This window comes from Ruegeria sp. BB10 (assembly GCF_056535725.1).
The window spans coordinates 228,929-252,216 of sequence record NZ_JBQFIW010000003.1; the positions used below are offsets into that span (position 1 = coordinate 228,929).

At 58.3% G+C, this 23,288-nt stretch carries 19 protein-coding genes; 10 read left to right on the forward strand and 9 right to left on the reverse strand.

The window, feature by feature from the left end:
* Positions 1–180: 180 nt before the first annotated feature.
* Positions 181–855, forward strand: coding sequence for a GntR family transcriptional regulator (locus ACR3EP_RS21240; RefSeq protein ID WP_170350064.1), 675 nt, complete (start codon positions 181–183; stop codon positions 853–855).
* A 6-nt stretch (positions 856–861) separates the two neighbouring features.
* Here ACR3EP_RS21240 and ACR3EP_RS21245 read toward each other — a convergent pair whose 3' ends face one another.
* From ACR3EP_RS21245 to ACR3EP_RS21275, 7 genes are all read right to left on the reverse strand, one after another.
* A complete protein-coding gene (locus ACR3EP_RS21245) occupies positions 862–1,818 on the reverse strand; it encodes an ABC transporter ATP-binding protein (protein ID WP_170376836.1) in 957 nt (318 codons plus the stop codon).
* The gene (locus ACR3EP_RS21250) at positions 1,815–2,792 is read right to left on the reverse strand and encodes an ABC transporter ATP-binding protein (protein WP_170350062.1); all 978 of its coding nucleotides are present in this window, start codon (positions 2,790–2,792) and stop codon (positions 1,815–1,817) included. The genes ACR3EP_RS21245 and ACR3EP_RS21250 overlap by 4 nt, the downstream gene beginning before the upstream one ends.
* Before the next feature lie 4 nt (positions 2,793–2,796).
* Positions 2,797–3,699 carry an ABC transporter permease subunit gene (locus tag ACR3EP_RS21255; protein WP_425081988.1) on the reverse strand — a complete coding sequence of 301 codons (903 nt, stop codon included), beginning with the start codon at positions 3,697–3,699 and terminating at the stop codon, positions 2,797–2,799.
* Positions 3,699–4,706, reverse strand: coding sequence for an ABC transporter permease subunit (locus tag ACR3EP_RS21260; protein WP_170350060.1), 1,008 nt, complete (start codon positions 4,704–4,706; stop codon positions 3,699–3,701). Before ACR3EP_RS21260 ends, ACR3EP_RS21255 begins: the two co-directional genes overlap by 1 nt.
* Positions 4,706–5,800 (reverse strand): M24 family metallopeptidase, encoded by a 1,095-nt coding sequence (locus ACR3EP_RS21265; RefSeq protein ID WP_480639344.1) that lies wholly within the window; start codon positions 5,798–5,800, stop codon positions 4,706–4,708. The genes ACR3EP_RS21260 and ACR3EP_RS21265 overlap by 1 nt, the downstream gene beginning before the upstream one ends.
* A 69-nt stretch (positions 5,801–5,869) precedes the next feature.
* Positions 5,870–7,453 (reverse strand): ABC transporter substrate-binding protein, encoded by a 1,584-nt coding sequence (locus ACR3EP_RS21270; RefSeq protein ID WP_170350058.1) that lies wholly within the window; start codon positions 7,451–7,453, stop codon positions 5,870–5,872.
* Positions 7,454–7,756: 303 nt separating this feature from the next.
* Positions 7,757–8,677, reverse strand: a complete 921-nt coding sequence (locus ACR3EP_RS21275) for a LysR family transcriptional regulator (protein WP_480639345.1) — start codon at positions 8,675–8,677, stop codon at positions 7,757–7,759.
* Positions 8,678–9,017: 340 nt separating this feature from the next.
* Between ACR3EP_RS21275 and ACR3EP_RS21280 the strand changes: the two genes are divergently transcribed.
* The 3 genes from ACR3EP_RS21280 to ACR3EP_RS21290 all read left to right on the forward strand — a co-directional run bounded on the left by ACR3EP_RS21280 (position 9,018) and on the right by ACR3EP_RS21290 (position 15,392).
* On the forward strand, positions 9,018–12,221 hold the full coding sequence (locus ACR3EP_RS21280; RefSeq protein WP_480639346.1) for a beta strand repeat-containing protein: 3,204 nt from the start codon (positions 9,018–9,020) through the stop codon (positions 12,219–12,221).
* A gap of 61 nt (positions 12,222–12,282) precedes the next feature.
* Positions 12,283–14,025 carry a type I secretion system permease/ATPase gene (locus ACR3EP_RS21285; protein WP_480639347.1) on the forward strand — a complete coding sequence of 581 codons (1,743 nt, stop codon included), beginning with the start codon at positions 12,283–12,285 and terminating at the stop codon, positions 14,023–14,025.
* Entirely contained in the window at positions 14,022–15,392 is a 1,371-nt protein-coding gene (locus ACR3EP_RS21290) for an HlyD family type I secretion periplasmic adaptor subunit (protein ID WP_480639348.1), read from the forward strand. Before ACR3EP_RS21285 ends, ACR3EP_RS21290 begins: the two co-directional genes overlap by 4 nt.
* A gap of 86 nt (positions 15,393–15,478) precedes the next feature.
* On the opposite strand, the gene ACR3EP_RS21295 is transcribed toward ACR3EP_RS21290, so the two are convergent.
* Complete coding sequence (locus ACR3EP_RS21295) at positions 15,479–16,096, reverse strand: TetR/AcrR family transcriptional regulator (protein WP_170350053.1); 618 nt, start codon at positions 16,094–16,096, stop codon at positions 15,479–15,481.
* A 182-nt stretch (positions 16,097–16,278) separates the two neighbouring features.
* Here ACR3EP_RS21295 and ACR3EP_RS21300 point away from each other — a divergent pair, with 182 nt between their 5' ends.
* The 5 genes from ACR3EP_RS21300 to ACR3EP_RS21320 all read left to right on the forward strand — a co-directional run bounded on the left by ACR3EP_RS21300 (position 16,279) and on the right by ACR3EP_RS21320 (position 20,822).
* Positions 16,279–17,208 carry an AEC family transporter gene (locus tag ACR3EP_RS21300; protein WP_480639349.1) on the forward strand — a complete coding sequence of 310 codons (930 nt, stop codon included), beginning with the start codon at positions 16,279–16,281 and terminating at the stop codon, positions 17,206–17,208.
* 101 nt (positions 17,209–17,309) lie between these two features.
* Complete coding sequence (gene fghA, locus ACR3EP_RS21305; protein ID WP_170361673.1) at positions 17,310–18,143, forward strand: S-formylglutathione hydrolase; 834 nt, start codon at positions 17,310–17,312, stop codon at positions 18,141–18,143.
* A gap of 3 nt (positions 18,144–18,146) precedes the next feature.
* Positions 18,147–19,604 carry a Si-specific NAD(P)(+) transhydrogenase gene (gene sthA, locus ACR3EP_RS21310; RefSeq protein ID WP_170350050.1) on the forward strand — a complete coding sequence of 486 codons (1,458 nt, stop codon included), beginning with the start codon at positions 18,147–18,149 and terminating at the stop codon, positions 19,602–19,604.
* The gene (locus tag ACR3EP_RS21315; protein WP_170350049.1) at positions 19,601–20,056 is read left to right on the forward strand and encodes a YaiI/YqxD family protein; all 456 of its coding nucleotides are present in this window, start codon (positions 19,601–19,603) and stop codon (positions 20,054–20,056) included. The genes sthA and ACR3EP_RS21315 overlap by 4 nt, the downstream gene beginning before the upstream one ends.
* 145 nt (positions 20,057–20,201) lie before the next feature.
* Complete coding sequence (locus ACR3EP_RS21320) at positions 20,202–20,822, forward strand: HAD family hydrolase (RefSeq protein WP_480639350.1); 621 nt, start codon at positions 20,202–20,204, stop codon at positions 20,820–20,822.
* A 1-nt stretch (position 20,823) separates the two neighbouring features.
* Here the strand turns inward: ACR3EP_RS21320 and ACR3EP_RS21325 are convergent, their stop codons facing one another.
* A complete protein-coding gene (locus ACR3EP_RS21325; RefSeq protein WP_480639351.1) occupies positions 20,824–22,065 on the reverse strand; it encodes an MFS transporter in 1,242 nt (413 codons plus the stop codon).
* Between the two features lie 150 nt (positions 22,066–22,215).
* Here ACR3EP_RS21325 and zapE point away from each other — a divergent pair, with 150 nt between their 5' ends.
* Positions 22,216–23,274 (forward strand): cell division protein ZapE, encoded by a 1,059-nt coding sequence (gene zapE, locus ACR3EP_RS21330; protein ID WP_170552182.1) that lies wholly within the window; start codon positions 22,216–22,218, stop codon positions 23,272–23,274.
* Positions 23,275–23,288 lie beyond the last annotated feature (14 nt).

Here is a 23,288-nt window from a genome sequence, read left to right on the forward strand (position 1 = left end):
CAATTATCCTGTAATTCGTCTCGTACCGTCAGAACGCCATTTTCGTACCAGGGAAATCCCTGCTCATGGTCCGTCAGAATCCGTGCGACACCTAATTGTTATCCTTAATGCAAAGGGCTTGGAAATTGTTCAGGCATTTTGTATTTTGGATACAAGTTTCCAGTACCCGAGACGAAGTGAATGCCCAGAACGCGTGCGATCCCCCGACAAAGCCTGCCCGACGTCATCACCAACGATCTGCGCGAGCGGATTCTGAGCGGTGAAATCGCCGAAGGTGAAACCATTCGTCAAGAGGCACTGGCTGAGGATTACGACGTCTCGCGCATGCCGATCCGCGAGGCGCTGAAACGGCTGGATGCCGAGGGCCTCGTGCAGCTAACCAACAACCGAGGTGCTGCGGTCACATCGCATTCCCTGTCCGAAATCGGAGAGATTTTCGACCTGCGGGTCTTGCTTGAGGTGGATCTTTTCAAACGCGCCATTCAGCAGATGACTGCCGCCGATTTCAACGAATGCGATCGGATTCTGGATGCGATGGAAAAGTCCTATGATGCATATGATGTGGGCCGCTGGGGCAGCTTGAACAATGAATATCACATGGCGCTTTACGCCGCTGCCGGTCGCGGGCTGAGCAACGAAATCCTTCAGCGGGTAAACGTGCAGTCCGACCGCTATGTTCGCATGCATCTAAGTGTCATGGAGCAACGCGAACCCGCCAAGAAAGACCACCGCGAGCTATTGTCGCTGGCCCGTGCGGGTCGGGTCGATGATGCCTGTGACCTGCTGACCCGGCATATCCAGCGCACCAAGGAACAATTGCTAGCCATGATTACGGCGACGCGTAAAACCGAATAAGTGGGTTTAGTCCAACGGGTGCAGGCAAGCGACCTGATGCCTGTCTCCGCTCAGCTCGGGCGGCGCGGCGCGGCATTCTTCGGTGGCCAGCCAACACCGCTGCGCAAAGGCACAGCCCTTGGGAATATTCATCGGGGACGGCAATTCACCTTCCAGCTTGATCCGCTCTTTCCGGGCCTCAGGGTCAGCGCGAGGTGTCGTAGACAATAGAGCCTTCGAATAGGGATGACGGGGCGCGGCGAACAGCAGCTCTTTCGGGGCTTTTTCAACTGCGCGGCCCAAATACATGACGATCACATCATCTGCGAAATGTTTTACCACCGACAGGTCGTGCGAGATGAACAGATAGGCAAGGTTCAAACGCTCCTGCAACTCGACCAGCAGGTTCAGAATCTGCGATTGGATCGACACGTCCAGCGCCGAGACCGGTTCGTCCAACACAAGTACTTTGGGGTTCAGCATCAGCGCGCGGGCAATTGCGATGCGCTGGCGCTGACCGCCTGAGAACATGTGTGGATAGCGGTCGTAGTGCTCGGGGCGCAGGCCGACAAGGTCAATCATCTCACGCGCTCGGGCCTCGCGGTCGGCGGCAGACATGTCGGGGCGGTTGATGATCAGCGGTTCCTGCAGGATCTGCCCGATCCGCTGACGCGGGTTGAGCGAACCATAGGGGTCTTGAAACACGATCTGCACCGTCTCGCGCATTTGCGCCCATTTCGACGGGGTAATGTCGACCCCATCAATGGTCAGGCTGCCCGAGGTCGGTTCTTCGATCATCGTTACCACGCGCGCCAGCGTGGATTTTCCGCAGCCGGATTCTCCGACAATCGCCAGTGTTTTGCCGGGTTGCAGGTCAAAATCCACACCTGACAGAGCCTTGACCGTTGCCGGTTTCGACAGCAATCCGCCTTTGACAGAATAGAATCTGGCCAATGCGCTGGCCTGAACGATGGGGGCGGTCATGCCAGTTCTCCGGCGGTTATCTTTTCAACATAATGGCAACGGGCCTTACCGAAATCCGCGCTGTGCGGGGTTGGCGGCAGAGATCGGCAGAGGTCGTCCGCATATTGGCATCTGGGGCTGAAAAGGCAGCCTTTGGGCCGGTCGAACTGACCGGGCACGACACCAGGAATAGTCGGCAACAGTTTCGAGGTCGCCCGTTCTGGCAACGCGCTCAGCAAGGCAGCCGTATAGGGGTGGCGCGGGGTGCGGAACAAGTCCTTGACTGGCTGCTCCTCGACCTTTTGACCGGCATATTGCACCTGAACCCGTTCAGCGGTTTCAGCGACCACACCCATATCGTGCGTGATCAGTACCAGCCCCATCCCTTGTTCGTCCCGCAGCCGAACCAACAGGTCCAAAATTTGCGCCTGAATGGTCACGTCCAGCGCTGTTGTCGGCTCATCTGCGATCAGCAGCTTGGGATTGCAGGCAATGGCCATGGCAATCATGACACGCTGGTTCATCCCGCCCGACATCTGGTGCGGAAAAGTGTTCAAGCGGCTTTCGGGGGCCGGGATACCGACCTGATCAAACAGCTCGATGGCGCGCTGGTGGCGATCCCTGCGATTCAGGCCGAGGTGAATCCGCAAGGCTTCCTTGATCTGGAAGCCGACTGTGAAACAGGGGTTCAGTGACGACATCGGCTCTTGAAAGATCATGGCGATGTCTTTGCCGATGATCTTACGGCGGTCACGAGCCGAAATTTTGGTGAGGTCGATGCCTTCAAAACTCAGTTGATCGGCCGTGATCGTAGCCGTCCATGGCAGCAGGCCCATCAACGCCAGCATCGACACGGATTTACCCGAGCCGCTTTCGCCGACGATGGCCATAAGCTCACCCTTGTCGACGGACAGATCGACGCCATCCACGGCGCGGAATTTCCCCGAAGCGGTGGCGAATTCGACGGTGAGGTTTCGGATGTCCAACAGGCTCATGTCGTCAGCTCCGCTTTAGTTTCGGGTCCAGCGCGTCGCGCAGACCGTCGCCCATCAGGTTGATGGCCAGCACGGTGACCAGGATGGCCAGGCCGGGGAATGTCACAACCCACCATGCACGAAGAATGAACTCTCGCGCTTCGGCCAGCATGGTGCCCCATTCTGGCGTGGGCGGCTGCGCGCCCATGCCCAGGAAGCCAAGGGCTGCGGCGTCCAGAATGGCGGTCGAGAAGGACAGCGCCGCCTGCACGATGATCGGGGCCAGGCAATTGGGCAGCACGGTCTTAAACATTAGCCGCGCTTTGCTGGCACCGGCCACGCGGGCCGAGGTGACATAATCCTTCTGACGTTCAGACAAGACCGAGGCACGGGTCAGACGCACGTAGTGCGGCTGAAAAACGATAGCGATGGCGATCATGGCGTTGGTCAGCGAGGGCCCGAGTATGGCGACCAGAACCAATGCCAGCAGTAGCGACGGGAAGGACAGAATGATATCCATCACCCGCATGATCATCGTATCAACCCATTTGGGTGCAAAGCCGGACAACAGACCAATGATCACACCGCCTGTCACGGCCACACAGACCACAACGATGCCGACAAAGAAGGAATAGCGGGATCCCATGATCAGGCGCGACAGCATATCCCGGCCCAGTGGGTCAGTGCCCAGCGGAAAGGCCCAGCTGCCCCCCTCTTGCCACGCCGGGGGCTGCAGGATGTGATTGCGGAACTGTTCCGTCGGATCGTAAGGCGCCAGCAGCGGAGCGAATGCGGCGCACAAGACAAACACGGCAAAAACCCAAAGCCCCATGACCGCGCCGCGGTTTTCGCTGAAGTAATACCAGAACTCGCGCAATGCGCTGGGGCGGTCTTCGGTTTTGGGTGGGGTTGCGGATAGTTCAGCCATCACCGCCTCCGGATTTTGGGGTTGATGATGCCGTAGAGGACATCGACCAGCAGGTTCACCAGCATGACAATCACCGCGATCATCAACAGGCCACCCTGCACCACCGGATAGTCACGGCGGAAAATGCTATCGACCATCCACTTGCCGATACCCGGCCAGCTAAAAATCGTCTCGGTCAGGATCGCCCCGGCAAGCAAGGTACCGACCGAAAGGCCGATCACGGTAATCACCGGGATCAACGCATTGCGCAGCGCATGCAGCCCGTTGATCCGTGTCGGCGCCAGACCCTTGGCGCGGGCAGTGCGGATGTAATCCTCGCCCAAAACCTCAAGCATGGCCGAGCGTGTCTGACGTGCAATGACCGCCAGCGGGATGGTGCCCAGTACGATCGTCGGCAGGATTAGGTGCCTCACGGCCGACCCAAACGCTCCCGGCTGCCCAGACAGCAGGCTGTCGATCAGCATGAAACCGGTGACACTCGGGAAATAATACAGCAGGTCAATCCGACCCGAGACTGGCGTCCAGCCCAGATTGCCCGAGAACACGATGATCAGCAGCAGCGCCCACCAGAAGATCGGCATCGAATACCCGACCAGGGCTGACGACATCAGCGCCCGATCGAAGAACTTGCCCCTGTTCACCGCCGCGATCACGCCGGCAGGCAATCCCAGTGCCACCGCAAAGATCATTGCACAAAGCGACAGCTCCAGCGTGGCAGGGAACAAGGCGAAGAACTCATCCCAGACCGGCTTTTTGGTGACAAAGCTCTCGCCCAGATCGCCATGCAGGACGCCGACAAGGTAATCCCAGTATTGTTGCAGGACCGGTTTGTCGAAGCCCAGCTTCTCGACCATCTCCTGATAGCGTTCCTCGGTCATGCCGCGTTCGCCGGCCATGACGATGATGGGATCACCGGGCAGGACCCGGATGAACATGAAGGAAATCAGCGTCACGCCCAGAAATGTCGGAACGAACATGCCAAGGCGTGTGAGTAAGTAGCCAAACATCAGCGACCTATGATTGTGAGATCTTTGGGAAAGCGGGTCAGCGACCGGCAGCCATCCCGTGTAACAAGCACGTCATCTTCTATGCGAACGCCGAAATTGTCCAGATCATAAAGGCCCGGTTCGTTGGTCCAAACCATTCCGGGCAAGATTTTCTGGTCATTCCCGCGCATAATATACGGTGCCTCGTGGACGTCCCGGCCCAGACCATGTCCGGTCTTGGTGCGGATGCGGTCGGCAAAAGGCGAGGCCTCAAGCACGCTGATGACCGCGTCGTCGATATCGTGCGCGGTCACGCCGGGGCGGCAGGCCTCGAAACCGGCGAGATTGGCGCGCAGGACTGTATCGTAGACCGCCCTGCCCTCGTCCGAGACCTCTTTGACGAAAAAGGTCCGGGTAATATCGGCGGCAAAACCGTGTTTGCGGGCACCGAAATCGAACAATAGCGCGTCGCCGGGTTTGATCCTGTAATCCGCCCGCGCCTTACCATGCGGTTGAGCCGAGTTATCGCCCGCGGCGACAATCGGCGCAAAAGCCAAGGAGGCGGCGCCTTCGGCAAACAACGCCTGGATCAGGGCCTGTTCGATCTGAACCTCGGTCTGACCGATACGCACATCTTCGATGACGCGCGCCAGCGCTCGCTCCGAGATATCAATTGCCGCCTGTAGCGCCGCGATGTCCTCATCGGTCTTGATGATACGCAGACCGGAAATCTCACGCTCGCCGTCTACAATGCGCAAGTTGGGCATCGCGCGGGTCAGCGCCTTTGATACGAAAACCCGCATCACCTGACCTTCGACCGCCAGTGACGACAGAGGCATATGCGCGGCCAGCGCGGCAAAGGCTTCGTCATAGCCTGCTTGATCGCGCCAATCAAAGACAGCGCCGTCAAACCCGACCAGCGCCCATGACCCCAGCTCAAGATTTGGCACAATCGCGGCCGGGGCACCTTCGGCTGGGATCACAACCACGAAAGGCCGTTCGTGGCTCATGAAGGGTTTTCCCAAAGCGCGGGTGAAATTCGGGCCAGGCACCAGCGCCACGGCGTCTACTGACATGTCCTTTGCCAGTTGACGGTACTCGGACAAATCCGGCATTCGCGCCGACCTCCAGAAATAGAAAACCGGAGCCGCCAATTTGGGCGGCTCCGGTCAGTGAGTGGTGATTTATTCGACGCTCACGCCATAGAAGATGTGGCCACCCAGCGGGTGCACCTTGTAGCCCTGCACCTTATTGCTCATCGGCATGTAAACGACCGAGTGTGCGATGGTCGCCCATGGCGCCTGCTCTTTGAAGACGACCTGAGCATCTTCATACAGCTTGGTGCGTTCAGCCTGATCGGTGGTTTGCTTGGCTTTCAGGATCAGATCTTCGAACGGTTCGTGGCACCATTGTGCACGGTTCGATGCTTCGCGACCGTCACAGCCCAGAAGTACGGCCAGGAAGTTGTCTGGATCGCCGTTGTCACCGGTCCAGCCCAGCAAAACGGCGCCATCGCGGTTCAGTTCTTTCGAGCGCGACAGATACTCGCCCCATTCATAGGACACGATCTCAACATCCACACCGACCTTAGCAAAATCCGCCTGGATCAACTCCGCCATGCGGCGTGCGTTCGGGTTGTACGGACGCTGTACCGGCATCGCCCAGATCTTCATCGACAGATCGGAAACACCTTCGGCTTCCAGCATCGCCTTGGCCGCTTCGGGATCATAGGCATCATCGGTGATGGCGTCGTTATAGCCCCACATGGTTGGCGGGATCGGGTTCTTGGCCACCTGGCCTGAGCCCTGGAACACCACATCGATGATGGCGTTTTTGTCGATCGCCATGTTCAACGCCTTGCGGACGTTCGGATTGTCGAACGGCTCCATAGTGGTGTTATACGCCAGATAACCGACGTTTAGGCCTTCCTGCTCCATCATATTGATGTCGCCGTCATCCTTCATCGCCTGAATGTCAGCCGGGTTCGGATACGGCATGATGTGGCATTCGCCAGCCTTCAGCTTTTGGTACCGAACCGAAGCGTCTGGAGTGATCGCAAAGATCAGGTTTTCCACGTCCGCCGGGTCTTTCCAGTAGTCCGCATTCTGCGCATAGCGGATCACGGCGTCTTTCTGATAGGCCACGAACGAGAACGGACCAGTGCCGATGGGCGCAGTGTTCAGCTTTTCAGGTGTTCCTGCTGCCATCATCGCATCGGCATATTCGGCCGACAGAATCGAGGCGAAATCCATCGCCATATTGGCCACAAACGGCGCCTCAGGCTTGGTCAGAGTGAATTTGACCGTATAGTCATCGACCTTTTCGATGGACTCGACCAGATCTGGCATGCCCATACCCTGGAAGTATTCCCAGGTGCCGCCGGACACCTGATTGAACGGGTGACCTTCGTCCTTCTGACGCATGAACGAGAAGATCACGTCATCGGCGTTAAAGTCACGGGTCGGGGTGAATTCGTCGTTGGAATGGAACTTGACGCCCTGACGCAGTTTGAACGTATACTCCAGACCGTCATCGCTGGCTTCGACGCTTTCGGCCAGACCGGGAATGACGTTGGTCGTTCCGGTTTCGAATTCCAGCAGGCGGTTGTAGATCGGGTGCGAAGACGCATCAAAAGTCGTCCCGGCGGTGAACAGGGCCGGATCGAACCCTTCGGGCGATCCTTCAGAGCAATACACCAGAGTGTTTGCCTGTGCCGCGGCAGCCGACAAGGCGATCGCAGCAGTTGCGGCCATCAATTTCAGTTTCATGTGGGTCTCCCAGAAATGAATTTATTCAGACATTCGCGTTGCTCTTTGTGGTCAGAGCATTCCTAGACGACTCGTGTCATCGCGATATCTCTGCCCAATGTATCCAAAATACAAAATCCATTGTCAACTGACTTGCACACGCTAATTTGAGCAACCCGTTAACAAGGCGGATACCCCCACACGTTCGGCCTTTTGGGTCGTTCGGGCAAGAGGATAATCACCATGACCTAACGGCCCATGTCTTGCTACGTGACAGCGTGTCGGCGGCCATCGCAGGTCAAGATACAAGAGATCAGTTGACGGTCAGTGCGAAAAAGTGGGCGTAACCCCGACAGGTGGCCGTTCATTAATATAGGCACCGATACGGTCCAAAAGCAGTCGGCGGGGACAGCCCGGACGCGTTGCCGCGCCCAAGTTTCGCAGATTGCCGGGGCCTTCGAACGGGACAAAGCACAAAGGCCACTTGTCCCGTTTGAACTGTTCCGCCGCCAATGCCGAGACGATGGTGCAATCATCCGAGTGGCAGATATGGCGGCAGATCGTCTCGAACCGAAGCGCACTTAGATCAAACCGCTTGCTGGCCCGGTTCGAGGGGTCTGATTCAGGCAGCCGGTCTTCCAGTTCATAACCAAAACTATGGGGAAGCCGGATAAAATCATGCACCGGCACATCTTCTGGCGCGATGGATGGCAACATGCATAGCGGGTGGCCCTCGCGTACGGCCAGAAACAGGGGTTCAGACCAGATCGAGGTGAAATCCAGCGCTTCGCTGTTGTTGACCTTTGCCACCAGGGCGACGTCCAGCGTGTGATCTTCAACCATTTGCAACATGTTCTGTGGCAGATCTTCAACCATGGTGACACGCATGTTGGGAAAAAGCGCGCTGAACAGCTCGGAAAAATACTGCGTCAGATAGGGGGCCAGTGTCGGGGTCATACCGATATTGAAAGGCACCGCCTCGGGGTTGCGAAACTGAGTCGCGGTATCGCGGATGTTCTGGGCGTCTTTCAGGATGCGCTCGGCAATGGCGATCACGCGATTGCCACAAGCAGTGGGACGCACTTCGCTATTCAGGCGCAGGAACAGATCCGTTCCCAATTCCTGTTCCAGCTTCTTTACCTGATTAGACAAAGCGGGCTGCGAGACATTGCAGGCCACAGCCGCCTGACTGAACTGGCCGTGTCTGGCAATGGCAAGCACATATTCCAAATCTCTGAAATTCATGGTTTTGGGCCCGTGATCCGTTTCCCGATCCTGCTGGGGATGCCCTTTACATACGCCAACCGGCGCGCCGCTGCAGGAAATCGGCATCACAATCACTGACAAAACCGTCAATCCGCGCCATTGAATAGAAGGGCACTGCGGAGACATGCCAGGCAACCAATTGAAAAGAAACGAGGCACGGTGGCCAGATATCACGCCATCCGTGACTATTTGCATTGGTTATACCGCCAATTCGAAGGATGAATTTTAGCTGCGCCGTGGTGGTGACTACCCCTTTGCTACGTGGAATGCCCAGACCAGCGGGCGGACCGCATTACGCAAACCCATGATGGAGTCCCCCATGCTGTCCCAACTTATGGAAAGTTTACGCGCACGTCTTTTAACCACGTCCACATTGGCGCAAGAGACCAGCCGCGATGGCCAAACCCTTTTGAACAACTTTTTCCAAAGCACGGTTGTCGATGACACTCCGGCCTTTGTGCTGGCAAATGATTTCTCGCGCCTGCTGAACTTTGGTGAGATTGTCACCAACAACGCCGTGGCTGCCGTGCAGGCGCAGGGTGAAGATGTCGACATCTTCAACTTTGCCTCGGGCCGGATCGAGGCAAATAACGGTCCCGAAGTTCTGGCCACCGGTGTACAAGTGACCGGCAGCGCCGCTGTCCGAAACTTCGGAGAGATAGCCGGGGATTTTAACGGGGTGCAGTTTGCCGGGCCTGACAGCTCTGGCAGCCTGGATAATTTCCGCGGCGGCGTGATCAGATCGGATAGCCGCGCCGTTGATATTCAGGGTCAGGGCATTGATGTCCGCAACTTTGGCGACATCATCGGCACCGGCGATCAGCGCAACGGCACGATCTATACCAACAGCACCGCCGAGGATGTTTCGATCTCGAACTTCTCGGGCGCCACGATTGACGCCGGTGAGGGCAATCAGGGCGCAGGTATTTCGCTGCAGGTCGGTGATGAGGTCGGAGACCGCGTGGAAACCGACGTGTTCAACGGCTTTGGCGCGACCATTCAGGGCCGCGGTCAGGCGGCGGCAAATACAGGTCTGGCCGGAGACGGCATCCGCATCGATGATGGTGCCGAAGGTGCCATTCTTGAAACCGAGATCATCAATAGCGGTCTGATTTCGACCGAAAGCAATCAGGGCACCGCCGCCGGTATTCGCATTGCCAATGGCGCAAATGCCGAAGGTGAGATTCTGAACACCTCGACCGGTGTGATCGAAGGTCCTCGCAACGGTCTCTATATCGGTGAAGGCGAACATGATCTGGATGTGCTGAACTTTGGCACCATCCAATCAGGCAGCCGCGCGGTTAATATCGACGGCTCCGGTGTTGATCTGGTCAATGGCGGTGACATTCTGGGCTCTGGCGATCAGCGCAACGGCACGATCTACGCCGACGACACCGCGTCTGATTTCTCGATCAACAACCTGGCAACCGGCTCAATCGATGCGGGCGAAGGCAAACAAGGCGCTGGCGTTTCACTTTCCCTGTCTGCCGAAGGCAATGGTGAGGTCGAAGTGACCAACGCAGGCTCCGTCGCCGGTCGCGGCAATGCAGGCGCTGGTCTGGGCACCGCCGGAGATGGCATCCGGCTGGAAGGCGCCCGGCTGGAAGGCGGCGGCTTTGGCCCTGCTCTGTTCACCGGAACGATCACCAACACAGGTTCGGTCTCGTCCGAAGGTGCAAATGGCACTGTCGGCGCGTTCCGCGCTGTGAACAACGTCAATTTCCAAGGCCAACTGGTCAACGAGGAAACCGGCGTCTTTGCAGGTGGTCAGAACGGTGTCTACTTTGGCACAGGCGATCATTCGGGCGGGTCCTTCGTCAACCGTGGTACTGTCACCTCGGACAGCCGCGCGCTGAATATTGACGGAGAAGGGCTCGAGGTCATCAACGAAGGTGACATTCTGGGCACCGGCAACCAGCGCAACGGTACGGTTTATGCCGATGGTACCGCCGACAACTATACCTTTACCAACACCGGTCTGGTTGACGCGGGCGAAGGCAATAACGGCTCAGCCGTCTCGTTGCAAACCGGCGATGTGTCTGGGGATGTGGTCTCGTCTGCTGTCGTCAACGAAGGCACGCTGCAAGGCCGCGGAGACGCCGCAGAGGGCAACCAGGTGGGCGACGGCTTGCGCCTGTTCACCAGCCAGGATGACGCGTCCTTTGCCGGTGTGGTCGTCAACGAAGGTCTGATCGCGGGATCCGAGGACTCTGACGCTGCGGCGGGCTTGCGCGTTGATGGCGGTTTGAACCTTGTTGGTGCCGTCCTGAACGAGGGTGAAATCCGCGGCACGGTCAACGCAATCGACGCCTCGGACGCAGGCACCGTCACCATCGTCAATGACGACGAAGGCGTGATCAACGGTGACGTTCTGCTGAGCGATGGCAACGATATCTTTGTCGATCTGGGCACTACCAATGGTGACATCGACGGTGGCGCAGGTGATGACGTTCTGATTGCCGGCGATGCCGATAATGTTCTGACCGGTGGTCTGGGCAATGACTTCATCGACGGTGGAGACGGCATCGACACGGCCGACTTCTCGGATCTGGACGTTGCAGTCGAGGTTCGTCTGGACGCCAACGGCAATGGCACCGCCACCCGCGATACCGGGTTCAACATCTCGGTCACCGATGCGGTTGTCGCGGCACCGGATCAGTTCGGGTCCAACATTGCCGATGGTGCCGGTTTTGTTGAGCAGGCGGTTCAAGGCAACCTCTACTACAACATCCACACCAACCAGTTCCCGGCGGGTGAAATCCGCGGGCAGCTATCGGTCGACAGCGACGTGACCGAAAACGGTATCCGCACCGTTAGCCTGAGTGGCGGTTTGGACGCGGTCCAGGAACCAGGGCCGCTGTCAAACAGCGAAGCGACCGGCGAGGCCACCGTTGTCATCACGCAGAACCTGAACACTGGTGAGGTCACCTATTCCAGCGAGCTGAGCGTTGTTGGCATCAGCGAAGCAGAGCTGGGCACCCCAATCCCCGGCACCGTTTCGGCGATCCATCTGCACAATGCTCCGGCGGGCGTGAACGGCCCGGTGGTGCAGGACACGCTGGTCGACGCAGGTGCAACGCTGGATGTGAATGCGACCGGCGGCACCGGTGTCCTCGGTCAGGACGTTGTCGAAAACCAGTTCGAGACCGACGTGCTGCAGTCCATTGAAAACGTCATCGGGTCCGATGATGGCGACGTGATCGTCGGCAGCGATCTGTCCAACGTGCTGAATGGTGGCGCGGGCGGAGACCTGATCTCGGGCGAAGGCGGTGATGACATCCTCATTGGCGGGCTGGGACGAGACACGTTCTCGTTCGGTGAAGACTTCGGCAATGACGTGATCCAGGACTTTGAGATCGGTCGCGATCAGCTGCAGTTCGGCGACCTCGGACCCGATTTCGGCGGTGCGGTGAATGTTGCGCAGGATGGCAATGACACCCTGATCACCTTTGGCAACGAAGGCTCGGTCCGTCTGGCTGGGATCAACAGCGCAGACCTAACCGAAGACGACTTCGTCGCCTAAGCGATCCACAACGGGGCGGTCTTGTGGCCGCCCCGCTTGCCAAACCGGAAAGGGCTATCCGATGTTCCAGAATTCCAATCCCGTCAAAACCGCCTGGGGATCGCTGCGCAAAGGCTTTGTTGCGGTTGCGATCTTCAGCCTGTTCCTGAACCTCTTGATGCTGGCCGGGCCGCTATACATGCTGCAGGTCTATGACCGGGTTTTGACCAGCCAGAACATAGACACATTGATCGCCTTGTCCGTGCTGCTGGCGGGGGTATTCATCGTCATTGCGTGCCTCGACCTGATGCGGATGCGCATTCTGGGCCGCCTGGCCGCCCGGTTCGAACTCAGCGTCGGCGCGCCCGTCCTGGGGGCCGCCATGCGCCGCCGGGTCCATGGAGAAGCTGAGGCAGGCGAAAACCTGGTCGAGGATGTGAACGGGTTCCGCGAATTCATTTCCGGCACCACCCTGACCGCCTTTTTCGATGCTCCGTGGATACCAATCTATTTGATGGTTCTTTATGTGCTGCACCCGTTTCTGGGTCTGTTGGGTCTGGCCGGAGCGCTGACCTTGACATTGATGGCGCTGATCAACAACGCCCGATCCCGAGGCCCAATGCAGCAGGCCGCGCAGGCACGAGGGCGGTCGGATGCGCTGTTCAAGATCAGCGACAGGAATGCCGAACTGGTCCATGCGCTGGGTATGAAATCCGATCTGGTACGCCGCTGGACCGCGCTGCAAACTGACGCGCATCAACACAAAACCCGCGCCGCTGATCGAGTGGCCAGCTTTTCCGTATTGTCCAAGACCATACGTATGGGCCTGCAATCAGCGGTTCTGGGGATGGGTGCGGCACTGGCCGTGATCGGCGAGTCCACCGCAGGCGTCATGATTGCCGCCACGATTGTTCTGGCCCGCGCGCTTGCTCCGATTGATCAGTTGATCGGGCAGTGGCGCACTTTTCTGGCTGCACGCGGGTCCTATAGCAAAATCAAACAATTGACCGAAGATTTTGCCGAGGCGCCTCCAAACCTGAACTTGCCGCGTGCGTTCAAATCGATGGACGTCCGCATCGCTCAGGCAGGCCCTCCACTTGCGCTCAATGCCACCATCCGGGCGATTGATTTCAGCCTCACGGCCGGGGACGTTCTGGCAGTGATTGGCCAGAGCGGTTCGGGCAAGACCACGCTGGGCAAGATGCTTGCGGGCATCTGGCATCCGCAACGGGGCGAGGTTCTGCTGGACGGCAGCCCGATGTCGAAATGGAATCCCGAAGACTTGGGCAAACAGATCGGATACCTGCCACAGGATGTCGAGCTGTTCGATGGCACAATCCGCGAAAACATTGCCCGGTTCTCCACCGCGATCGACGATGCCGAGGTCCTGCGTGCAGCGCGCGAAGCAGGGGTTCACGAACTGGTCAGCGGTTTGCCCGACGGGTACGAAACCAGGCTTGGCCGCGGTTTTTTCCTGTCCGGCGGTCAGCGTCAGAGGCTGGCTCTGGCACGTGCGCTATACGGTGATCCGTTTGTTCTGGTTTTGGATGAACCCAACTCGGATCTGGACGCCGAGGGCGAACAGGCCCTGCGCGATGCTTTGCTGGCCGTGCAGGAACGCGGCGGGATTGCCATTGTCATGACGCATCGCCCAGCCACGCTGCAGGCGGCGAACAAGGTGATGGTGTTGCGCAATGGCAATCAAACCCAATTCGGCGACAAGCAGGACGTTCTGAAAGTCAATCGCCGCAACGTTCTGGACAAACCAACACAACCGGCACCCAGTCGAGTGGATGAAACTCAGATCACAGGAGCGGCCCAATGACTGACCTGGTCAAATACTCAGCCCCTCGCACTGCCGTGGGATTTCACGAGGAGCAGCTGAAAGAGATATCGGACAGTTCCCCTGGCATCGCCCGCTATGTCCTGTTCGGCCTGTTCACCCTGGCGGTATTCGTCGGCGGCAGCGCCTATTGGGCCTTTGCCTCGAAACTCGATGGTGCCGTGGTTGCACCCGCATCCTTTGTGGTAGAGGGCCAACGCAAAACGGTCGAACATCTGGACGGCGGCATAATTCAGTCGATCCTGGTCACAGACGGCCAATTTGTGCAGGCAGGGCAGCCTCTGGTTCAGCTCGACAGCACCGAGATTAACGTGGATCTTAGCGTTCAGGGTAGCCAGTTGGGTGAGCTGTCGGTTCGCCGCGCGCGCCTGCTGGCGCAAATGAGCGGGCAGAGCCAATTTGAAGAAACCACCGCCCTGGCGGAATTCCGCGAAGGAATGGACCGCCTGCATTGGGTGTCGCCCTACCTGACCCAGAAACAACTATTTGACGCCGAAGCCCGTGCCCGCCGGACCGAAGCGCAGATCAACGCGCAACGTATCGCGGGCCTACGCAACCAGGTCACGGGTCTGGATGAACAGCGCCGCGCGGCCCGGAACCAGATCAAGATCACGCGGGTTGAGTTGTCCAACTTAGAGACGCTGTTGAATAAGGGTCTGGTCGCCGTCACGCGGGTCAGCGCACGGCAGATCGAGTTGGAACGGCTGGCTGGCGTTGACGCATCATTGCGCACCCAGATCGCCCAGGCCGAAGATCAGGTGCAAGAGTTGGAGCTGTCCCTGCTCAGCCAGCAAAAACTACGCGATGAGGTCCTCGCCGGAGAGTTGGCTGTTGTTGAGGCCCAGCTTGATCTGGTTCGACCGCAATTCGCGGGCACGCTGGCACGCCTGAAGCGAACACAGGTTCTGGCCCCGACCAGCGGACGCGTTGTGAATTTGGAAGTGTCAACCAATGGCGGGGTGATCCGCCCGGGTGCGCCAATCATGGATATCGTCCCAGCCGATCAGGCCCTGATCGTCGAGGCACGGGTCAAGACCGGCGACATTGACAAGCTGCGGATCGGTCAATCCACGCGCATCCGCCTGTCGGCCTTTGCGCAAGCGGACGTGCCCGAAGCTGTGGGGCATATCTTCGACATCTCAGCCGATGCGCTTGAGGACGAACGCACCGGCGAAGCCTATTACAAGGCGCGGGTAAAGCTGAATGCCGAACAACCGCGAGACGTGGCCGCATTGGAACTGGTGCCCGGCATGCCCGCAGATTTGTTCGTCAATACCGGCGAACGCGCCGTCATAAGCTACCTGTCGCAACCCATCAGCGATCGGTTGGCCAAGACCTTTATCGAGTGATTACGGCTGCCTGCGCCCGCGATTTGGGCGCAGGCATTTCTGAGATCGTTGTCCCGATCCAACCAGTATCAATGCGTGCTTAAGTGTCAGACGCCGTAACGCGCCATGAACATGTCCACTGCGTGCAACGCGATCTCATCAATCTCGGATTGTTTGAAATTGGTCTGGATGCCCAACGCGGCTTTGGTCCAGAAGCGAACCTTGCACAGTTCTGAGAACTGTTCGGCTGCAATCTGAACATCTTCGATTACCAATTCGCCTTTTTGAACGGCCTTTTCCAAATATTCGACCATATGACGCTGGCCATTCTGAGGTCCGGATTCGTAAAACGCTTGGCCCAATTCAGGGAACCGATCCCGCTCGGCCACGCAGATACGAAATACCTGCTGCGCGAAATCGGACACTAGAAATGCGGTTAGCTGCGTCGCCGTGATCGTCAACACTTCGCGCGCAGGTTTGGAGTCGTCGATCATCGAAATGACTCTTTCAGCCATACGCTTGCATTCGGTCTGGGCGACTTCCATGAACAGCAGACGCTTGTCAGGGAAATAGCTGTAGAGCGTCGCCTTGGACACGCCCGCCGCCCGCGCGATGTCATCGACGCTGGCACCTTCGAACCCATCCGCCATGAAAACTTCTCGGGCTCCGCGCAAAACCTGATCGAATTTGCGGCCCGTGCGAAGGATGGCGGCTGTCTGAGTCATGAGCTCTCCTAGGGTTCGTGTTCCCCTCAAACTATAAACCGATCAGTACAGATACAACGATTCGCGTTGTCCCGTTGCGTAACGGAATGTGAATTCTGAATGTTTTGCCCCGCAAACCCGCGGCTTCCGGTCGTTGTCGTTCAAGGCTTGCTGCGCGGTCAAACGATGCTAACACTTTGGGCATGGTCGAAATATTTCTGCGCACGCTTCCTTTTTTTGCAATCATCGGCCTGGGATACTGGGCCGGGCGCAGCCGCTTTTTCACCGAAGACGCGACAGCCTATCTGACAAAGTTCGTGTTCTATTTCGCACTGTCGGCGATGCTGTTTCGCTTTGCCGCCACCCTGCCCTTTGCCGACATTTTCAACGGTCGGCTGATGGCGGGCTATCTGCTGGGAACTCTCGCCGTGTATGGTCTGGCAACTGGAGTGGCCTGGGTTCGCAGGCTTGATATTCCTACCGCGGCGGTCGAGGCCCAATGTGCCGCCATCGGAAATGTCGGCTTTCTGGGACTACCGATGCTGGCGCTGTTGTTGTCCGAGGCCGCCATTGGGCCGGTCATGCTGGTTCTGACCGTTGATCTGGTGGTGTTTTCGTCCTTGATCGTGATTTTGATCAACGCGGGGCGCGACGGACGGCTGACCCCGGCAACGTTGTGCCTGATTGGGTTGGGATTGTTGAAGAACCCAATGATCGTTTCGATTTCCGCAGGGCTTCTGTGGTCGGCTTTGGAAATGCCGGTTCCGGCGGCACTCAATGATTTTCTGACCATTCTGGGCGGGGCGGCCACACCGGGGGCTTTGTTTGCAATTGGGGCCTCTTTGGCGTCCAAGTCCGCCGAACGCATTCAGGTTGCGGCATGGCTGAGTTTTTGCAAGTTGGTCATTCACCCGGCTTGTGTGGCCGTGGTGCTGCTGTGGTTGATGCCCGTCGATGCCTTTTCCGCCACGGTCGCAATTGCGGCAGCGGCGCTACCGGTGGCCGGAAATGTTTACATGCTGGCAGCCCACTACCGTGTGGCCCCGCACCGGGCCTCAGCAGCGATCTTGCTGTCGACTGCGGTCAGTATCCTGACCGTGCCGGTGGTCATCGCCTGGGTTGGGACGCTATGAGCCAAAGCATTCAAAAAAACGCGCGCCGAAGTCGTGCGGCCTTTACGTGGCGTCCTTGGATCGTTAGCCATAACGCGATCTAAATTTAAGGACTCTGCCAGATGGAAACCCTTTCGGAAAACGCCTGTTTCGGTGGCGTGCAGGGCGTCTACCGCCATGCGTCGCCAGCCTGCCAATGCGACATGACCTTTGGTCTGTTTCTACCTGCCGAAGCAAAGGACGGCCCGGTTCCCGTCCTGTGGTATCTGTCTGGCCTGACCTGCACCCACGAAAACGCCATGACCAAGGCTGGTGCGCAGGCCTGGGCAGCCGAACAAGGCATTGCCGTTGTATTCCCCGACACCTCTCCACGGGGTGAAGGCGTGGCCGATCACGATGACTATGATCTGGGCCAGGGTGCCGGGTTCTATGTGAATGCAACACAAACCCCATGGGCACCGCATTTTAACATGTGGAACTACGTGGCCGAGGAACTGCCGAACCTGTTGGCAGAAAACTTCGCCATCGACATGGATCGTCAAGCGATCACTGGTCATTCAATGGGTGGCCACGGGGCGCTGACCCTGGCGATGAACTTGCCAGGTCGGTTTCGGTCGGTTTCGGCCTTCGCGCCGATTTCGAACCCGACCGGCGCGGATTGGGGGCGCAAACAGCTGAGCGCCTATCTGGGTAATGACGAAGCCACTTGGGCCAAGCACGATGCCTCGCTGATGATGAAAGAGGTTGGCTTTGACGGACCGATCCTGATCGACACCGGTGCAAATGATCAGTTCATCGACCTACTGCGTCCCGAGGCGCTGGCGACAGCCATCGCGGAACGACGCCAGCAGGCAACCTATCGTTTACAGCCGGGCTATGATCACTCGTATTTCTTTGTATCGACCTTCATGGAAGACCACATCACCTTCCACGCCGAAGCGCTGTACGGGGACTGACGGATGAGCAAATTTGACTATGACCTGATCATCATCGGGTCAGGGCCATCAGGGCGTTCTGCGGCAATCCAGGCGGGCAAACTGAAACGTCGTGTGCTGGTGATTGACCGCAAAGACCGATTTGGCGGCGTGTCGGTTCATACCGGCACAATCCCCTCGAAAACCTTGCGCGAAACGGTGCTAAACCTGTCCGGCTGGCGCGAGCGCAGTTTTTATGGCCGGTCTTACCGGGTCAAGGATCAAATCCGCGCCGAAGACCTCAAGGCGCGTCTGCACATGACGCTGGATCACGAGGTTGACGTGCTGGAACATCAGTTCAACCGCAACCACGTGGAAACCCTGAACGGTCTGGCCAGGTTCGTCGGCCCCCATGAGATTGAGGTCGCCACTGATGCCGGTGAAACCACACGCCTGACTGCAGCCAAGTTCCTGATCGCCACCGGGACCAAAACCTACCGCCCGGATTACGTGCCCTTTAACGGCAAAACCGTGGTCGACGGCGATGACTTTCTGGAAATGGCCGAGATTCCGCGCTCGCTTGTCGTGATCGGCGCGGGGGTAATCGGCGTTGAATATGCCACGATGTTCTCGGCACTGGATGTGCGCGTGACTCTGATCGAGCCGCGCGAAACCTTCCTTGATTTCATCGACAAGCGGTTGATCCACGATTTCACCCATCAAATTCGCGAAAACGGCGTCGATCTGCGGCTGGGCTCTGCCGTGGAAAAGATCGAGGACACAGGGGATCATGTCGAAGTCACACTGGATAATGGCCGCCATGTCCGTGCTGAAATGCTGCTGTTTGCGGCCGGGCGCATGGGTGCGACCTCGGCGCTGAATTTGAACTCAGTTGGTTTGGAGACGGACCATCGCAACCGCATCAAGGTGGACCGCAAAACCTATCAGACCACTGTGCCGCATATCTATGCCACCGGCGATGTGATCGGGCACCCGTCGTTGGCCTCAACCTCGTTGCAACAGGGCCGTGTGGCGGCCTGTCATGCGTTGGACACCCCCACCCTGCCAGAAAGCCCTTGGTATCCCTATGGCATCTATTCGGTGCCCGAGATTTCAACCTGCGGTATGTCCGAGGAAGAATTGGAGGAACGCGGCATCCCATATGAGGTTGGTGTGGCGCGGTTCCGCGAAACCTCACGCGGGCATATCATGGGGTTGGAGCATGGCATGCTGAAAATGCTGTTCTCGCTGAAAACCCGCCGGGTGCTGGGCGTGCAGATCGTGGGCGAAGGGGCGACTGAGTTAATCCATATCGCGCAGGCGGTGCTGAACCTGAAAGGCACGGTGGACTACTTCGTGCAGAACACGTTCAACTACCCGACCTTGGCCGAAGCCTACAAGATCGCCGGTCTGGACGCGTTCAACCGGATGCCGATCCCCGAAGAGTTCAAGGTGCGCAAGAAACCCGCAGAACCCGCCAAGAAACAGGCCAAGAAGGCGTGACCACCCTGTATGTCGATGGCGATGCCTGTCCTGTTAAGGCCGAGGCCGAGCGGGTGGCGACACGCCACAAGGTGCCGATGGCGTTGGTCTCGAATGGTGGGTTGCGGCCATCGGCCAATCCATTGGTGCAGGTCGTCATCGTTGCGGAAGGTGCGGACGAGGCGGACAAGTGGATCGCCGAGCGTTGTGGGCCTGGGGATGTGGTGGTGACCTCGGATATCCCTTTGGCCGCCAAATGCGTTGAAGCCGGGGCACGCGTGCTGCGCCCAAATGGTGAAGCGTTTACGGCAGCCAATATCGGCCAGCAGCTAGCCATGCGCGATCTGATGGCCGACCTGCGGGCAGCCAATCCGCTGGGGGCTGGTGGCGGAGGCAAACCTTTTGGCAAGGCGGACCGATCGCGGTTTCTGGATGCGTTAGAACGTGAACTGCGCGCAGCGCGACGCCGGTAACTCTCCCGCCGGTCGGCCACGCATCATTGATGCGCCTTCTCCCGTTGGGCCGGGCAGCGCTGCGCGCTGCGGTTCCGACTTGAAAGTCCTGCCCGGGATTGGTTCAGTCGGGCGCAAGCAGAGATTGATTTGACAGGGGCGTAATATGCCGATTGAAGCCGTAATTTTCGACATTGGAAATGTTCTGATCGAATGGCAGCCAGAGCGTTACTATGACAAGGCCATCGGAGAAGACCGCCGCCGCGCCATGTTTGCCGAGGTTGATCTGCACGGGATGAACGATCTGGTTGATCAGGGCCACCATTTTACCGATACGATCTATGATTGGGCTGAGAAATACCCCGAATGGCGCGACGAAATCCGCTTGTGGCATGACAAGTGGATCGAATTGGCCACGCCGGAAATCCCGCATTCCGTTCGCCTGCAACGGGCTTTGCGTGCAAAGAAAATCCCGGTTTTCGCGCTCACTAATTTTGGGGTGCAGAATTTCGACTATGCCACCACGATTTATCCGTTCCTGAACGAATTTGACCGGCAATATGTCTCGGGCCGGATGAAAGCGGTCAAGCCGCACGCCCCGATTTATGAGATGGTCGAGGATGACTGTGGTCTACCGCCCAGCAGTTTGCTGTTTGCCGATGACCGGATCGACAACATCGAAACGGCACGCGCGCGGGGCTGGCAGACGCATCACTTCACTGGCCCTCAGGGCTGGGCGGAAAGGTTGGTGGCCGAAGGTCTGTTGACCCCGGACGAGGCCAAGTAGATCAGGCCGGAACCGCCGTTCCGCTGCGGTTTTCTCGAATGGGCAGGTGAACTATAGCGCTGAAGGCGCCAACGGCTACGCCAATCCACCAGACCATCGTGTAATCGCCATAGACGTCATACATGCGCCCGCCCAGCCAGACGCCCAGGAAACCGCCAATCTGGTGGCTGAGGAAGATGAAACCGTAAAGAGTACCCATATAGCGCAGCCCGTACAGATGCGCGACAAGACCCGAGGTCAGAGGCACAGTCGCCAGCCAGAGCGAGCCCATGACAATCGAAAATACGATGACCGACATTGGTGTAATCGGCATGAGGATAAAGACCGCAGCCGCCAATGTGCGGGCGGTATAGATCGACGCCAGCAGGTATTTCTTGGGGAAGTGATTACCGGCCCAACCGGCCAGTAAGGTGCCACCAATATTCGCCAGCCCCACCAGCGAGATTGCCACAGCCCCCAGGGCCGAGGTGGTGGTGATGCCCAGCGAATGCAGCACGCCACCGGGTTGGATCGGGCCGCACATCTCGGTCACGAAGGCTGGGAAATGGGCGGTGATGAACGCCAGTTGATAGCCGCAGCTGAAGAACCCCAGAAAAATCATCGCATAAGAAGGGTCGCGGAACGCACGGCTCAGAATCTGGCTCATGCTCTCTTCCAGTTCGGCCTTACTGACCGGTTGCTGCGCGCGCATGAAAGGCAGCGTTAGTACTAGGCCCAGGATCGCGGCCGCAAAGACAAGGAATACCTGTTGCCAAGCTAGGAAGCTCAGCAACCATTCCGCCGTCGGTGCGCCAATCACCTGTCCGAAACTGCCCGCCGCCGTGACAATCGCCAAAGACATCGAGCGGTTCTTGTCGGACGACGCACGCCCGACCACCGCCAGTACGACACCAAAACCCGTGCCCGCGATGCCAAATCCAACCAGCCACGCATACATTTGATGACCAAACGGCGTTACAGACCAAGCCGACAGAACCATACCAGCCGCATAGGTCAACGCGCCAAGAATGATGGCTTTTCGGTCGCCAATCTTTTCAGCCATTGCAGCAAAGATCGGCTGTCCAATCCCCCAGGCCAGGTTCTGGATCGCGATGGCCAGCGAGAAATCGGTGCGTAGCCAACCAAACTCAGTGGCAATTGGAATCTGGAACACTCCGAACGACGCCCGCACGGCAAAGCTGACCGTGATGATAATACATCCTACGATCAGGATCGGATTCAGCAGGCGCGTAGAATGCGACATAGGGACCTCGGGGGTATTGGTTCGACGGACGGTAGTGGATTTGAGCAGTCGGTCAAATCAGCAGATTTGCGGTCACGGATAAGGAAATTTGATGGGTCGTGGGAAATGGCCGCTTTTCAAGGCTCAACGCGGGCGCTATGGCTCGAATCCATGACGGATCTGATTTCGATTTACAACGCCCGCATTGCCGAGGGCAGCCTGACCCGGGACGATGCGCAAGAGGCCGTCCTACCCCATTTCGAACGTATCCGCGCGGCGCTGTCCGCCCCGGTTAAACGCGGGTTGTTCCGCAAGGCTCCGCCCCCGCCCAAGGGGTTGTATCTTTGGGGCGGCGTGGGGCGCGGGAAATCCATGTTGATGGATATGTTTGTCGATGCGCTGGAGGATATTCCCGCACGTCGAGTGCATTTTCATGCGTTCATGCAGGAAATTCATGCTGGTATGCACAAAGCCCGTCAGGATGGGGTCGAGGATGCCTTGGCTCCGGTGGCGAAAGAGGTCGTGAATTCGGTCAGGCTGCTTGCTTTTGACGAGATGCAGATTATCGATATCACCGATGCCATGATCGTCGGGCGTCTGTTCGACCTGCTTTATGAAGGCGGCGTTGTGGTTGTGACCACGTCAAACCGGCACCCTGACGATTTGTACAAGGACGGGCTGAATAGGCAGTTGTTCCTGCCTTTCATCGCCCGCATCAAGGAACAGCTTCAGGTGTGGGAGCTGGTATCCCCCACAGATTACCGCCAAAACCGGCTGGAGGGCGCACCGGTATACTTCACCCCAATCGGACCCGAGGCACGGCAGAACATTCGTGACGTCTGGACCGATCTGTCAGGCGGTGCCGCGGAACCGCTAGTCTTGCACGTCAAAGGCCGGTCGGTCGAGCTGCCGGCCTTTCGGAACGGAGTTGCCCGGGCCACGTTCTACGATTTGTGTGGTCGCATGTTAGGACCGGCGGATTACCTGGCAATTGCAGATGAGTTGAAGGTTCTGGTGCTAGAGGACATCCCGCGCCTGTCGCGCAACAACTTCAACGAAGCCAAACGGTTCGTCACATTGATTGACGCCTTGTACGAGGCCAAGGTTCGGTTGATCTGTTCCGCCGCGGCTGAGCCCGAGATGTTGTATGTCGAAGGCGAAGGGACGTTCGAGTTTGAACGCACTGCCTCGCGACTGCGGGAAATGCAGGATCAGGACTGGGGGAAATAAGGGGCTCTGCCCCC

What these genes read in the sequence shown, in the direction of transcription:
- ACR3EP_RS21240 (WP_170350064.1), top strand. Translation starts at nt 181, where the DNA reads ATGCCCAGAACGCGTGCGATCCCCCGACAAAGCCTGCCCGACGTCATC.
- ACR3EP_RS21245 (WP_170376836.1), bottom strand. Translation starts at nt 1,818, where the DNA reads ATGACCGCCCCCATCGTTCAGGCCAGCGCATTGGCCAGATTCTATTCT.
- ACR3EP_RS21250 (WP_170350062.1), bottom strand. Translation starts at nt 2,792, where the DNA reads ATGAGCCTGTTGGACATCCGAAACCTCACCGTCGAATTCGCCACCGCT.
- ACR3EP_RS21255 (WP_425081988.1), bottom strand. Translation starts at nt 3,699, where the DNA reads ATGGCTGAACTATCCGCAACCCCACCCAAAACCGAAGACCGCCCCAGC.
- ACR3EP_RS21260 (WP_170350060.1), bottom strand. Translation starts at nt 4,706, where the DNA reads ATGTTTGGCTACTTACTCACACGCCTTGGCATGTTCGTTCCGACATTT.
- ACR3EP_RS21265 (WP_480639344.1), bottom strand. Translation starts at nt 5,800, where the DNA reads ATGCCGGATTTGTCCGAGTACCGTCAACTGGCAAAGGACATGTCAGTA.
- ACR3EP_RS21270 (WP_170350058.1), bottom strand. Translation starts at nt 7,453, where the DNA reads ATGAAACTGAAATTGATGGCCGCAACTGCTGCGATCGCCTTGTCGGCT.
- ACR3EP_RS21275 (WP_480639345.1), bottom strand. Translation starts at nt 8,677, where the DNA reads ATGAATTTCAGAGATTTGGAATATGTGCTTGCCATTGCCAGACACGGC.
- ACR3EP_RS21280 (WP_480639346.1), top strand. Translation starts at nt 9,018, where the DNA reads ATGCTGTCCCAACTTATGGAAAGTTTACGCGCACGTCTTTTAACCACG.
- ACR3EP_RS21285 (WP_480639347.1), top strand. Translation starts at nt 12,283, where the DNA reads ATGTTCCAGAATTCCAATCCCGTCAAAACCGCCTGGGGATCGCTGCGC.
- ACR3EP_RS21290 (WP_480639348.1), top strand. Translation starts at nt 14,022, where the DNA reads ATGACTGACCTGGTCAAATACTCAGCCCCTCGCACTGCCGTGGGATTT.
- ACR3EP_RS21295 (WP_170350053.1), bottom strand. Translation starts at nt 16,096, where the DNA reads ATGACTCAGACAGCCGCCATCCTTCGCACGGGCCGCAAATTCGATCAG.
- ACR3EP_RS21300 (WP_480639349.1), top strand. Translation starts at nt 16,279, where the DNA reads ATGGTCGAAATATTTCTGCGCACGCTTCCTTTTTTTGCAATCATCGGC.
- fghA (WP_170361673.1), top strand. Translation starts at nt 17,310, where the DNA reads ATGGAAACCCTTTCGGAAAACGCCTGTTTCGGTGGCGTGCAGGGCGTC.
- sthA (WP_170350050.1), top strand. Translation starts at nt 18,147, where the DNA reads ATGAGCAAATTTGACTATGACCTGATCATCATCGGGTCAGGGCCATCA.
- ACR3EP_RS21320 (WP_480639350.1), top strand. Translation starts at nt 20,202, where the DNA reads ATGCCGATTGAAGCCGTAATTTTCGACATTGGAAATGTTCTGATCGAA.
- ACR3EP_RS21325 (WP_480639351.1), bottom strand. Translation starts at nt 22,065, where the DNA reads ATGTCGCATTCTACGCGCCTGCTGAATCCGATCCTGATCGTAGGATGT.
- zapE (WP_170552182.1), top strand. Translation starts at nt 22,216, where the DNA reads ATGACGGATCTGATTTCGATTTACAACGCCCGCATTGCCGAGGGCAGC.